This window comes from Brevibacterium sp. W7.2 (assembly GCF_018137945.1).
GTDB classification, from domain to species: domain Bacteria; phylum Actinomycetota; class Actinomycetes; order Actinomycetales; family Brevibacteriaceae; genus Brevibacterium; species Brevibacterium sanguinis.
Genome location: NZ_CP073089.1, coordinates 1,568,792 through 1,581,814 on the forward strand (window position 1 = coordinate 1,568,792; position 13,023 = coordinate 1,581,814).

A 13,023-nucleotide genomic window follows, 5' to 3' on the forward strand; every position below is an offset into this window, starting at 1 on the left:
GACCGCGCCGGTGAATGACCTCCACGACATCCCGTTCACCCCGGAGATCACCGCATCCACCGAGGCGTACCAGGGTGCCGTGTGGTCGATCCGGCGCGAGACCTTCGACCTGCCCGAAGCCACGGGACTCGTGCGCGACCTCATGGTGCACACGGGTGCCGTGGCCGTGGCGTGCCTGAACGAGGACAACGAGATCCTCCTCGTCCAGCAGTACCGCCATCCCGTCCGGGCCCGTCTCTGGGAGGTCCCGGCTGGACTCCTCGACATTCCCGGCGAGGACCCGCTCACGGCCGCCCAGCGGGAGCTCGCCGAGGAGGCCGACCTGCGCGCCGGCTCCTGGCGGGTGCTCTCGGACTCCGTGCTCTCCCCGGGCGGCAGCAGCGAGACGATGCGGCTCTACCTCGCCCGCGACCTCACCCCGGTGCCGACCGCCGACCGGCATGAGCGCAGCGACGAGGAGGCCGGGTTCGTCTACCGCTGGGTCGACCTCGACGAGGCGCTCGCGGCGATCGCCGACGGCCGCCTGACGAACTCCGTGGCCCAGCTCGCGATCCTCCAGGTCGCCGACGTCGTTCGCCGTGAGGCGGCAGGCGAGAACGCGCACACGCGTCCGATCGGCGCGCCCCGGCTCCTCGTCGACGGCCGCGACGCACCTCCGGCCGGGTCGATCTCGGCCCCGCCGTCGGACGCGGCGGCCTCAGGCGCCCCGCCCTCGGCTGAGTCCTGAGCCGGCATGGCCAGGCACGGTGCCGAACTCCTTCCCGAACTGCCCGCGGCGCTCGAGCGCGCCTTCGCCGGCTACCTCGGCGCGCTGCGCTTCGAACGCGGACTCTCGCTCAACTCGATCGACGCCTACGCCCGTGACCTCGGCCGGTACGGGACGTGGCTGGCGACGGCGGGGATCGGCCGCCTCGGCGAGGTGACCCGCACCCATATCGAGGAGTTCGCGCTCCATCTCCAGGATTCGGGTCTCGCCCCGCGGACCCGGGCCCGCGCCCTCGTCGCGGTCCGCCGCTTCCACGCCTTCGCCCACGCCGACGGGCTCACCGACGCCGATCCCGCCTCCGAGGTCAGTCCGCCGCGGGAGGGTCTGCGGCTGCCGAAGGCCCTGTCCGTGTCCGCGGTCGAGGCGATGCTCGCGACGACGGCGGGGGAGGAGCCGGCGCAGCTGCGGGCCGCTGCCCTCCTCGAACTCCTCTACGCGACCGGGGCCCGCATCTCCGAGGCCGTCGGCGCCGACCTCGACGACCTCGACCTCGAGACCGGGCTGATCCGCCTCTACGGCAAGGGCGGGAAGGAGCGGATCGTCCCGTTCGGATCCCATGCCGCCGCCGCCCTCGGGGCCTGGGTGACCCGCGTGCGCCCGACGATGGCGGCGAAGGCGACCTCCGGCGCGCCCGCCGGGGCCCTCTTCCTCAACGCCCGCGGTACGCGGATGTCGCGGCAGACGGCATGGAAGATCGTCGTCGCCGCCGGGGAACTCGCCGGTTTGGAGACCGAGGTCTCCCCGCACACGTTCCGCCACTCCTTCGCCACCCACCTCCTCGACGGCGGGGCGGACATCCGCGTCGTCCAGGAGCTGCTCGGGCACGCCTCGGTGACGACGACGCAGATCTACACGAAGGTGTCGGAGGAAACATTGCGCGAGGTCTACGCCACCTCGCACCCCCGAGCGCGGTAGGGTTATGCACAGCACGCAACGAAAGGTGGCCGACCGAGTGATGAATCCGCAACAGGCGTTGGATCTCCCCACAGCGAAGAGCGTCGACGACTTCGCCGAACCCGCCCCGCTGGACTCGCACGGGCCCGCACGCATCATCGCCATGGTCAACCAGAAGGGCGGTGTCGGGAAGACGACGTCGTCGATCAACCTGGGCGCCTCCCTGGCCGCGTACGGCCGCAAGGTCCTCCTCGTCGACTTCGACCCGCAGGGCGCCCTGTCGGTGGGACTCGGCATCAACCCCTACGACCTCGACATCAGCATCTACAACCTGCTGATGAACCCGCGACTCGATCCGCACGACGTCATCGTCGAGACCGAGTTCGACGACATCGACGTCCTGCCCGCGAACATCGACCTCTCCGCTGCCGAAGTCCAGCTCGTCGGCGAGGTCGCCCGCGAACAGGTCCTCTCCCGCGTCCTTGCGAAGGTCGCCGGCGAGTACGACGTCGTCCTCATCGACTGCCAGCCCTCGCTCGGCCTGCTCACCGTCAACGCGCTCACCGCCTCCCACGGGGTCATCATCCCGCTCGAGACGGAGTTCTTCGCCCTGCGCGGCGTCGCCCTTCTCGTCGAGACGATCGAGAAGGTCCAGGACCGCCTCAACCCCTCCCTCGAGGTCGACGGGATCCTCGCGACGATGTTCGACTCGCGGACCCTGCACTCGAAAGAGGTGATGAGCCGGGTCTCCGAGGCGTTCGAGGACAAGGTCTTCGACACCGTCATCAACCGCACCGTGAAGTTCCCCGACGCCTCCGTCGCGGCCGAGCCGATCACGAGCTTCGCCCCCAAGCACCCCGGATCCGAGGCGTACCGCAGGCTCGCCCGCGAGCTCATCGCCCGCGGAGGCGCGCCCTGAGCGAGACCGTCACCGCGGACGCCGTCCCCGGGGATCACCTCCCCGGGGAAACCGGTGCCGAGGACGCGCCCACGGGCTTCCAGGTGGAGCTGGAGAACTTCTCCGGTCCCTTCGACCTGCTGCTCGGTCTCATCTCGAAGCGCCGTCTCGACATCACGGAGATCGCCCTCGCCGAGGTGACCGATGAGTTCATCGCGTACACGACGAGTCTGCGCTCCGGCGGGGACCGCGACGGGGCCGCCGACCTTGCGGAGATCTCCCAGTTCCTCCTCGTCGCCGCCACCCTGCTCGACCTCAAGACCGCGCGGCTGCTGCCGCACGAGGAGGGAGAGGAGGAGCTCGACCTCGAACTCCTCGAGGCCCGCGACCTCCTCTTCGCCCGGCTCCTCCAGTACCGGGCGTACAAGTCCGTCAGCGCCCACTTAGCCGAGGCGATGACCGCCGGGGCCATCCGCGTGCCCCGCGACGTCGGACTCGACGCGGAGTTCCAGGACGTGCTGCCGCCGCTGGAGATCCGCATCGGTCCCGGTGAGCTCGCCGGACTCTTCGCCACCGTCCTCCAGCGCGACCACACGCCGCCGACGGTCGCCGTCGACCACATCCACCTGCCGCTCGTCAGCGTCTCCGAACAGCGCGGACACATCCTCGGGCTGCTGCGCGCCGGCGAGCTCGACTTCCAGGAGCTCCTCGACACCGCGGAGAACACCCTCGTCGTCGTCGCGCGGTTCCTCGCCCTCCTCGAGCTCTTCAAGGTCGGCCTCTGCGACTTCGAGCAGGACGAACCGCTCGGCCGGCTCCTCATCACCCGCACCGACACACCCGAGGACGGGGTCGACCTGCGCACCGAGGGGACATGGAGCGCCGACGAGGGCGACGAGCCGGGCCCCGCCTCGGCGGACGATGACGAGGACGACGCTGCGGACGAGGCGGACGACGAAGGCGAGGACGAGCAATGATCGACGACGAGATCCTCGGCGGCATCGAAGCCGTCCTCATGGTCAGCGACTCAGCGGTCTCGCCCGCGGAGCTCGCCGCGGCCCTCGGCATCGACGAGGACACCGTGATGACGGCGATCGAGGAGCTCTCGAGCGACTACGACGGCGACGGGCAGCGCCGGCAGCGCGGCTTCGAGATCCGGGCCGTGGCCGGCGGGTTCCGCATCTTCTCCCGCGGGGACTACCACGACGTCGTCAAGGACTTCCTCACCGCCGGGCAGAGCGCGAAGCTCTCCCAGGCCGCCCTCGAGACGCTCGCCGTCATCGCCTACCGGCAGCCGATCTCCCGGCCGCGGATCGCCGCGATCCGCGGGGTCAGCGTCGACGGTGTCATCCGCACCCTGCTGCTGCGCGGACTCATCGTCGAAGCCGGGAAGGAGGCGACCACCTCGGCGCTCCTCTACACGACGACCCACCAGTTCCTCGACGCGCTCGGCATGCAGAGCCTCGACGACCTCCCCGACATCGCCCCGTTCCTGCCCGAGGACTCCGACCTCGAGGAACTCGGCGCCGACGAGACCGAGGTCCTCGCCACAGTCGGCGACGAGATGTCACCAGACGACGTTTGATTTGAGACAATGGACCCCATGAGTCCCTACCGCGATCCCAGGGCGCCCGGCGGGCGCAGCAACCGACCGAGCCGCAAGCAGCGCGCCAGCACCGGCGCGAAGGGCGGCGGGGAGACCTCGGACGCCCATGTCAGCGGGGGAGTGCGGCTGCAGAAGGTCCTCGCCGAGGCGGGGCTGGGGTCCCGGCGCGCGTGCGAGCAGCTCATCCTCGACGGTCGCGTCGAGGTCGACGGCAGCGTCGTCACCGAACTCGGCACCCGCATCGACCCGGACACCCAGTCCGTCTACGTCGACACCCTGCGGATCTCGACGAGCCCGCAGAAGATCTACCTCGCCCTCAACAAGCCCGCAGGCGTCGTCTCGACGATGAAGGACCCCGAAGGGCGGAAGTCCCTGGCCGACTACGTCGGCAACCGCGCCGAGCGGATCTTCCACGTCGGACGCCTCGACACGGACACCCGGGGCCTCATCCTCCTGACGAACGACGGAGAGCTGTCGAACCGGCTCGCCCACCCCCGCTACGAGATCCCCAAGACCTACCTCGCGCAGGTCAAGGGGCAGCTCGCGAAGGACGCCTCGGCCCGGCTCAAGGCCGGCATCGAACTCGACGACGGCATCGTCAAGGTCGACGAGTTCCGTCTCGTCGACTCCACCCCGGGCCGCTCCGTCGTCGAACTCACCCTCCATTCGGGCCGCAACCGCGTCGTCCGCCGCCTGCTCGCGGCGATCGGCAATCCCGTCGAACGGCTCGTGCGCACGAAGTTCGGGCCGATCTCGCTCGCCGAACAGCGGCAGGGGAAGATCCGTCCGCTGCGCTCCGACGAGGTCGGGGAGCTCTTCGAAGCCGTCGACCTGTGAGGATCCACATCATCGGCACCGGGCTGCTCGGTGCGAGCCTCGGCCTTGCCCTGCGCGGGCGCGGGTACAGCGTCACGCTCGAGGACACGTCCCCGACCGCGCAGCAGCTCGCCTCCGACCTCGGCGCCGGTGAGCCGGTCGCACCCGGCACGGCACCCGATCCCGACATCGTCGTCGTCGCCACTCCGCCCGACGTCGCCGCCGGCGTCATCGCCGGGGCGCTGACCGCGTACCCGAGCGCCACCGTCACCGATGTCGCGAGCATCAAGACCCGCCTGCTCGAGACCGTCCGGGAGCTCGTCACCGGCGATGCCCTCGACCGCTACATCGGCTGCCACCCGATGGCCGGGCGGGAGAAGTCCGGGGCGATCGCGGCCCGGCCCGACCTCTTCATCGCCCGTCCGTGGGTCATCTGCTCCGATGAGGACACCCCGGAGAGCCGGCTGACCGCCGTCGAGGAGATGGCCGAGGCGACCGGCGCCTCGGTCACCCACCTCGACCCCCGCATCCACGATGCCGCGGTCGCGAAGGTCTCCCACGTCCCGCAGGTCGTGTCCTCCCTCGTCGCCTCCCAGCTGCGCCACGCCCCGCTCGACGAGGTGGCCCTGGCCGGTCAGGGACTGCGCGACGTCACCCGCATCGCCGCCTCCGACCCGGGCCTGTGGACGCAGATCCTCTCCGGCAACGCCGAGGAGGTCCGGGCCGTGCTCGTCGCCCTGCGCGGCGAACTCGACGCCGTCATCGATGCCCTCGCGCTCGGTCCCGGCTCGACCGGGGTGATCGCGCGGACGATCGCCTTCGGCAACGAAGGTCACGACCGGATCCCCGGCAAGCACGGACAGGCGCCGACCGCATATGCTGTCGTCACGGTCCTCATCCCCGACACCCCGGGGACGCTGGCCTCCCTGTTCAAGGACATCGGGGACCTCGGCATCAACGTCGAGGACTTCCGGATGGACCACGCGCCCGGGCGCCGGCTCGGCATCGTCGACGTCTCGGTGATGCCGGCGAACGCGAACGAACTCGAACACGGACTGCAGTCACTGGGATGGCGGATCCCCGAATCCGCCATCGAGAAGGAAGGAACCACATGAGCGTCGTCGCCATCGACGGACCCAGCGGAGTCGGCAAGTCGAGCACCGCGAAGGAGGTCGCCCGCCGGCTCGGCTACGCCTACCTCGACACCGGTGCGATGTACCGGGCGATGGCGTGGCTGGCGCTCAACCGCGGAGTCACCGATCCCGTCGACGTCCTCGAACAGGTCCGCGGCGCCGATCTCGAGATCTCCACGGACCCCGACGACTTCTCCGTGTCCGTCGACGGCATCGACGTCACCGAGGAGATCCGCAGCCCCGAGGTCTCTGAGAACGTCCAGACAGTCTCCGCCGTCCCCGACGCCCGCAGCGAGCTCATCGAACGGCAGCGCGACATCATCGCGGCCGCGAGCCCGGGCGTCGTCGTCGAGGGCCGTGACATCACGACCGTCGTCGCGCCCGACGCCGCGGTCCGCCTCCTCATGACCGCCCGCGACGACGTCCGCGTCTCCCGCCGGGCCAAGGAGCTCCACGGCAGCGACGACGCCGAGGCGGTCGCCGCGACCCAGTCCCAGGTGACCGGCCGTGACGCGAAGGACTCGGCGACGACGAGCTTCCTCACCGCCGCCGACGGCGTCCACACCCTCGACACGAGCGATCTCGACTTCGAGCAGGTCGTCACGACCGTGCTCGACCTGGTGAAGGAAGCACGATGACCGAAGAGGAATTCCACGAGGCCCCCGACGAGGCACTGGCCGAGCGTCTCGAGCAGATCAGCGACGAGGAGGCCGAGCAGCGGGCGACCGCGCTCGAGGCCGGGCTCGAGGGCTATGAGCTCGAAGACGACGACCGGGCGCTGCTCGACTCCCTCGGCTTCGACATCGAGGAAGAGGAGGAGCGCGGCGCCGATCCCGTCCTCGCGATCGTCGGACGGCCCAACGTCGGGAAGTCGACGCTCGTCAACCGCATCCTCGGCCGGCGCGAAGCCGTCGTCGAGGACGTCCCTGGGGTCACTCGCGACCGGGTGAGCTACCGCGCGGAGTGGAACGGCAAGGACTTCACCCTCGTCGACACCGGCGGCTGGGACTCCGATTCGAAGGGCATGGCCTCGCGGATCGCCATCCAGTCCGAGGTCGCCGTCGACATGGCCGACGCCGTCGTCCTCGTCGTCGACGCCACGACCGGCCCGACGGCCACCGACGAGATGGTCGTGAAGATGCTGCGGAAGAAGAAGAAACCGGTCATCCTCGCCGCGAACAAGGTCGACGACGAGCGCGGCGAGCTCATGGCCGCCGAACTCTGGGGTCTCGGCCTCGGACAGCCGTGGTCGGTCTCGGCCCTCCACGGCCGCGGTGTCGCCGACCTCCTCGACGAGGCGATCGACACCCTCCCCGAGGTCTCCGCCGTCGAGACGCGCGTCGAGGAGGGCGGTCCGCGTCGGGTCGCGCTCGTCGGGCGCCCCAACGTCGGCAAATCCTCCCTGCTCAACAAGCTCGTCGGCTCCGAGCGCGTGCTCGTCGACAACGTCGCGGGCACGACGCGCGACCCCGTCGACGAGCTCATCGAGCTCGGCGGCAAGCAGTGGCGCTTCGTCGACACGGCGGGCATCCGCCGGCGGGCCCACCAGGCCAGCGGGGCCGACTTCTATGCGGCCCTGCGCACGCAGACGGCTCTCGAGCGCGCCGAGGTGGCCGTCGTCCTCCTCGAGGCGCAGGAGCCGCTGAGCGAGCAGGACGTCCGCATCGTCACGACCGCCGCCGAGGCGGGTCGGGCCGTCGTCCTCGCCTTCAACAAGTGGGACCTCCTCGACGAGGAGCGCCGCTACTACCTCGAACGCGAGATCGAACGCGACCTCGCCCATGTCTCGTGGGCGCCGCGGGTCAACATCTCCGCGAAGACCGGACGGCACGCAGAGAAGCTCGTTCCGGCGATGGAGACGGCACTGGAGAACTGGGACAAGCGGATCCCGACCGGACGTCTCAACGCGTTCCTCGGCGAACTCGTCGCCGCGAACCCCCACCCGGTCCGCGGCGGCAAGCAGCCGCGCATCCTCTTCGGCACCCAGGCGCAGTCCCGGCCGCCGAAATTCGTGCTTTTCACCACAGGATTCCTTGAACCGGGGTATCGTCGTTTCATCATCAGGCGACTGCGCGAGACATTCGGCTTCGAGGGAACCCCCATCGAGCTGTCGATGCGCATCAGGGAGAAGAGACGAGGTCGGTAGTTGAGCGATGACACCCAGGCTCGAGGTCAGCAGCAGCCATGGCATGCGCGCCCGACGGCCAGAGCCCTTGTCATCGCCCTGACGATCGCGGGCATCGCGTACGCCCTGACGTTCTTCCGGGGACTCCAGGACATCGTCGCGCCCGTCTTCCTCGCGCTCAACTTCTACATCGTCGTCTACCCGCTGCAGAAGTTCCTCACCCGGCACCGGGTTCCGGGGGCGATCGGCGCAGTGATCTCCGTCGTCCTCGTCCTCTGCATGATCGTCGCGTTCTTCGGGCTCACGGCCTGGTCGATCGCCGAACTCGTCATGCTCATCCCGAGCTACAGCACGGAGATCACGACGACCTATCACAGCCTCATGTCGCTGCTGTCGCAGCTCGGGGTGACCTCGAACGTCCTCGAAGAGCAGCTGCGGGGATTCAACGCGCGGTCGGTCATCGACGCGGTCACTCCGCTGCTGACGAACGTCTCCGTCGTCGCCGGCCTGCTCACGACCGTCGTCATGGCCGTGTTCTTCGTCGCGATGGATTCGATGGGCATCGGTCAGCGGATGACGATGCTCGCCGACGCCAAGCCGTCCCTGGCCGCCGCACTCGGCGGTTTCGCCAGCGGCGTCCGCCGGTACTGGGTGGTGGCGACGATCTTCGGTCTCATCGTCGCGATCCTCGACGTCGTGGCACTGGCGATCATCGACGTTCCGCTCGTGTGGGTGTGGGGTGTGCTCGCGTTCCTCACGAACTACATCCCCAACATCGGGTTCATCATCGGCCTCGTCCCGCCGGCGCTGCTCGCCCTCGTCGACAGCGGGTGGCAGTCCGCGCTCTGGGTCATCGCCGCGTACTCGGTCCTCAACTTCGTCATCCAGGCGATCATCCAGCCGAAGTTCACGGGCGAATCCGTCGGCGTCACCCCGCTCGTGTCGTTCCTCTCCCTCCTCTTCTGGGTGTGGGTGCTCGGCTGGCTCGGTGCTCTGCTCGCCCTGCCGGCGACCCTGCTCGTCAAGGCCCTCCTCGTCGACGCGGACCCGCGCGCGAAGTGGGTGAACATCCTCCTGGCCTCCGATCCGCACACGGCGAAGGACTCCCACCCCGGCACGGTCATGGGTCCGCGCGCGACCCCGGAGGCAGGCAAGACCCCGAACACGCTGCGGCCGACGGATCCCGGCGCTCGGCTGCTGTCGCGAAAGACCCGGCCCGGTCACTGAACGCCCGCGGGCACTGCACGCCCGCGGATACGGGCAGTCACCTCGGCGCGCGTCGCACCCGGACGGGCAGTGAACGTCCGCGGACACGGGCGACCGCCTCGGCGGGAGTCGCTCCCGGGCGGGCACTGCACGGTCGCGGACATGGGCGGCCTCCTCGGCGGGACTCGCACCCGGACGGGCACTGCACGTCCGCGGATACGGGCAGTCACCTCGGCGGATGGGCATCTCATCGTCGACCGCGCCGTTCACACGGGCGGCCGGCCATGGTTACCATGAAGCATGGCGACACTTCTTGAGATCCATCCTGACAACCCGCAGCCCCGACTCATCGAGCGCGCCGCGCAGGTTCTGCGCGACGGCGGACTCATCGCCTATCCGACGGACTCGTGCTACGCGCTCGGGTGCGCCCTGGAGAACAAGGACGGCATCGAGCGGATCACCCGCATCCGGCAGCTGAACTCCAAGCACCACTTCACGCTCATGTGCCATGACTTCGCGCAGCTCGGGCAGTTCGTCATCGTCGACAACTCGGACTTCCGGGCGATCAAGTCGATGACGCCGGGCCCGTACACGTTCATCATGAAGGCGACGAAAGAGGTGCCGCGGCGGATGATGCACCCGAAGAAGCACTCGGTGGGCGCGCGGATCCCGCAGAACACGACGGCACTCGCGCTCGTCGAGGCGATGGGCGAGCCGATCCTCTCCTCGACCCTGCTCCTGCCCGGTGACGAGGATCCGCTCACCGAGGCCGCCGACGTCATGGACCAGATCGGCCACGAGGTCGACGTCGTCATCGACTCCGGCACCCCCGGTGTCGTGCCCACCTCGGTCATCGACTTCACCGGCAAGCACCCCGAGGTCGCCCGCGTCGGCGCCGGCGACGTCTCCCGCTTCCTCGACGAATAGGCGCGTTCGGCCGGAGCTGGTGGCGGTGGCGTCGCCGTGGCACTGAGCTTCGACGCGGTCAACCGACAAATACGCCCTCTGCTAACGGCGTATTTGTCGGTCGAGGGCGTCGATGGCGTGGCTGCTGTCGGGTGACGGCGTAATTGCCGGGTCGGGGAGTTGGTGGCGGTTCGGTGCGTCGGTCCGGCCGCCTCGGTGCGAGGTGCGGGCCAGTACTGGGCTTCGACGCGGTGAACCGACAAATACGCCCTCTGCTCAGCGCGTATTTGCCGGTTCGGGGCGTCGATGGCGTGGCGGCCGTCGGGTGACGGCGTATTTGTCGGTTCGGGGCGTCGATGGCGTGGCGGCTGTCGGCTGTCGGGTGGCGGCGTAATTGCCGGTCCAGGGCGTCGGTGGGACAGGTGAGCGGTGGGCTCGCGTCGACGTCCTCCACGACCCTGTATGCGCCGAGGTGGTCCACCGGTGAGCAATCATTCGTTCAGTGATGGTCTAGAGTGGGAGGAAGCGGCAGTGAGGTGTGCATCACAGCGCACGATCGCCTCACGCTGCGCCACTGACCGTCCCATGTTCCGTCACTGAAGGAGTCATCCATGGCACGCACAGCAATCGTCACCGGCGGCGGACGCGGCATCGGCGCCGCGATCGCGAAGAAGCTCAGCGCCGACGGACTCAAGGTCGCCGTCCTCGACATGGGGCCGACCGACGAGACCGTCGACGCGATCACCGCAGCCGGGGGCGAGGCGATCGGACTCGCCGCCGACGTCTCGGACGAAGCGTCCGTGAACTCCGCCGTCGCCGAGGTGGCCGACCGCCTCGGCGCACCCACCGTGCTCATCAACAACGCCGGCATCCTCCGCGACAACCTCCTGTTCAAGATGAGCTACGAGGAGTTTCAGAAGGTGCTCTCCGTCCACCTCGGCGGGGCGTTCCTCATGGCCAAGGCGGTTCAGGAGCACATGGTCGCCGAGAAGTTCGGGCGGATCGTGTCGATGTCGTCGACCTCGGCGCTCGGCAACCGCGGCCAGACGAACTACTCCGCGGCGAAGGCCGGCATCCAGGGCATGACGAAGACGTGGGCGATCGAGCTCGGGAAGTTCGGCGTCACCGCCAACGCGATCGCGCCCGGCTTCATCGAGACCGACATGACGAAGGCCACGGCAGAGCGGGTGGGCGTCGACTTCGCCGACTTCAAGAAGGCGGCGATCAGCCAGATCCCCGTCGGCCGCGCCGGCACCCCCGACGACATCGCGAACACCGCGTCGTTCCTCGTCTCCGAGGGTGCGGGATTCGTCTCGGGCCAGGTCATCTACGTCGCCGGCGGCCCCCGGAACTGAGCGGGCACCCGCCACCGCCCGGCAGTCAGAGCACTCGCACAGCAACCGCACCACCCCACCATCCATCGCCACGAGGGAAGCAGGACAGTCATGGTCGACGCCGTCATCGTCTCCACCGCCAGAACCCCGATCGGACGCGCCTACCGCGGCGCCTTCAACGACACGCAGGCCCAGGAGCTCGCCGGCCACGCGATCGCCCACGCCGTCGAGCGCGCCGGCGTCGACGGCGCGGAGGTCGACGACGTCATCATGGGCTCGGCCCTCCAGCAGGGCAGCCAGAGCACGAACATCGGACGCCAGGCCGCCCTGCGCGCGGGCCTGCCCGTCACCGTGGCCGGGATGTCCGTCGACCGCCAGTGCGCCTCCGGGCTCATGGCGATCGCGACCGCGGCCAAGCAGATCATCGTCGACGGGCAGTCGATCGCCGTCGGCGGCGGCGTCGAATCGATCTCGCTCGTCCAGAACGAGCACATGAACACCTTCCGGGCGAAGGATCCGTGGCTCGAGGAGAACGTCCCCGGCATCTACTACCCGATGCTCGCGACCGCGGAGATCGTCGCCGAACGCTACGGGGTCAGCCGTGAGGAGCAGGACGCCTACTCCCTCGAATCGCAGAAGCGCACCGCCGCTGCGCAGGCCGCCGGGCGCTTCGACGCGGAGATCGTGCCGCTGCCGACGACGAAGGTCGTCGTCGACAAGGCGACGGGGGAGACCTCGACCGAGGAGGTCACGCTCACCCAGGACGAGGGCAACCGCCCCGAGACCACCCTCGAAGGGCTCGCCGGACTCAAGCCCGTCCTCGATCCGGGAGTTGCCTCGCAGCATCCGAGCGTCACCGCCGGCAACGCCTCCCAGCTCTCCGACGGCGCCTCGGCGGCCGTCCTCATGTCCGACACCGAGGCGTCCCGGCGCGGACTCAGCCCGCTCGGCATCTACCGGGGCATGGCCGTGGCCGGGGTGGCCCCGGACGAGATGGGCATCGGTCCCGTCTTCGCCGTGCCGAAGCTCCTCGAGCGTCACGGTCTGACGATCGACGACATCGGCCTCTGGGAGCTCAACGAGGCCTTCGCCGTCCAGGCCCTCTACTGCCGGGACAGGCTCGGCATCGACCCGGAGCGCTACAACGTCGACGGCGGCGGCATCTCCGTCGGCCACCCCTACGGGATGACCGGGGCCCGCCTCGTCGGCCATGCCCTCATCGAAGGCAAGCGCCGCGGCGTCAAGTACGTCGTCGTGACGATGTGCATCGGCGGCGGGCAGGGCGCCGCCGGTCTCTTCGAAGTCGTCTGAGGCCGCCCCGTTCATCGCCGCCGCGCCT

General features: G+C 69.6%; 13 protein-coding genes. All 13 read left to right on the top strand.

Going from position 1 to position 13,023, the window contains the following annotated elements; all coding sequences use genetic code 11:
- The first annotated feature begins 10 nt into the window (after positions 1 to 10).
- Positions 11 to 727 carry an NUDIX hydrolase gene (locus tag J9315_RS07005; RefSeq protein WP_198499035.1) on the top strand — a complete coding sequence of 239 codons (717 nt, stop codon included), beginning with the start codon at positions 11 to 13 and terminating at the stop codon, positions 725 to 727.
- Between the two features lie 6 nt (positions 728 to 733).
- Positions 734 to 1,681, top strand: a complete 948-nt coding sequence (gene xerD / locus J9315_RS07010) for a site-specific tyrosine recombinase XerD (protein WP_198499034.1) — start codon at positions 734 to 736, stop codon at positions 1,679 to 1,681.
- Positions 1,682 to 1,721: 40 nt separating this feature from the next.
- Positions 1,722 to 2,579, top strand: coding sequence for an AAA family ATPase (locus tag J9315_RS07015; protein WP_198499033.1), 858 nt, complete (start codon positions 1,722 to 1,724; stop codon positions 2,577 to 2,579).
- Positions 2,580 to 2,662: 83 nt separating this feature from the next.
- Positions 2,663 to 3,535: a ScpA family protein gene (locus tag J9315_RS07020; RefSeq protein ID WP_232623626.1), complete on the top strand. Its 873-nt coding sequence runs from the start codon at positions 2,663 to 2,665 to the stop codon at positions 3,533 to 3,535.
- On the top strand, positions 3,532 to 4,143 hold the full coding sequence (gene scpB / locus J9315_RS07025; RefSeq protein ID WP_198499032.1) for an SMC-Scp complex subunit ScpB: 612 nt from the start codon (positions 3,532 to 3,534) through the stop codon (positions 4,141 to 4,143). Before J9315_RS07020 ends, scpB begins: the two co-directional genes overlap by 4 nt.
- A gap of 18 nt (positions 4,144 to 4,161) precedes the next feature.
- On the top strand, positions 4,162 to 5,001 hold the full coding sequence (locus tag J9315_RS07030) for a pseudouridine synthase (RefSeq protein ID WP_249121053.1): 840 nt from the start codon (positions 4,162 to 4,164) through the stop codon (positions 4,999 to 5,001).
- Positions 4,998 to 6,095 carry a prephenate dehydrogenase gene (locus tag J9315_RS07035; RefSeq protein WP_198499030.1) on the top strand — a complete coding sequence of 366 codons (1,098 nt, stop codon included), beginning with the start codon at positions 4,998 to 5,000 and terminating at the stop codon, positions 6,093 to 6,095. The genes J9315_RS07030 and J9315_RS07035 overlap by 4 nt, the downstream gene beginning before the upstream one ends.
- Positions 6,092 to 6,751, top strand: coding sequence for a (d)CMP kinase (gene cmk, locus J9315_RS07040; RefSeq protein WP_198499029.1), 660 nt, complete (start codon positions 6,092 to 6,094; stop codon positions 6,749 to 6,751). Before J9315_RS07035 ends, cmk begins: the two co-directional genes overlap by 4 nt.
- Positions 6,748 to 8,259 carry a ribosome biogenesis GTPase Der gene (gene der / locus J9315_RS07045; protein ID WP_198499028.1) on the top strand — a complete coding sequence of 504 codons (1,512 nt, stop codon included), beginning with the start codon at positions 6,748 to 6,750 and terminating at the stop codon, positions 8,257 to 8,259. The genes cmk and der overlap by 4 nt, the downstream gene beginning before the upstream one ends.
- The gene (locus J9315_RS07050; protein ID WP_211979135.1) at positions 8,260 to 9,465 is read left to right on the top strand and encodes an AI-2E family transporter; all 1,206 of its coding nucleotides are present in this window, start codon (positions 8,260 to 8,262) and stop codon (positions 9,463 to 9,465) included. It abuts the gene before it with no gap.
- A gap of 279 nt (positions 9,466 to 9,744) precedes the next feature.
- Positions 9,745 to 10,371 (top strand): L-threonylcarbamoyladenylate synthase, encoded by a 627-nt coding sequence (locus tag J9315_RS07055; RefSeq protein WP_198499026.1) that lies wholly within the window; start codon positions 9,745 to 9,747, stop codon positions 10,369 to 10,371.
- A gap of 590 nt (positions 10,372 to 10,961) precedes the next feature.
- Entirely contained in the window at positions 10,962 to 11,705 is a 744-nt protein-coding gene (locus tag J9315_RS07060; RefSeq protein ID WP_198499025.1) for an SDR family oxidoreductase, read from the top strand.
- 90 nt (positions 11,706 to 11,795) lie between these two features.
- The gene (locus J9315_RS07065; protein ID WP_137826483.1) at positions 11,796 to 12,995 is read left to right on the top strand and encodes an acetyl-CoA C-acyltransferase; all 1,200 of its coding nucleotides are present in this window, start codon (positions 11,796 to 11,798) and stop codon (positions 12,993 to 12,995) included.
- Positions 12,996 to 13,023 lie beyond the last annotated feature (28 nt).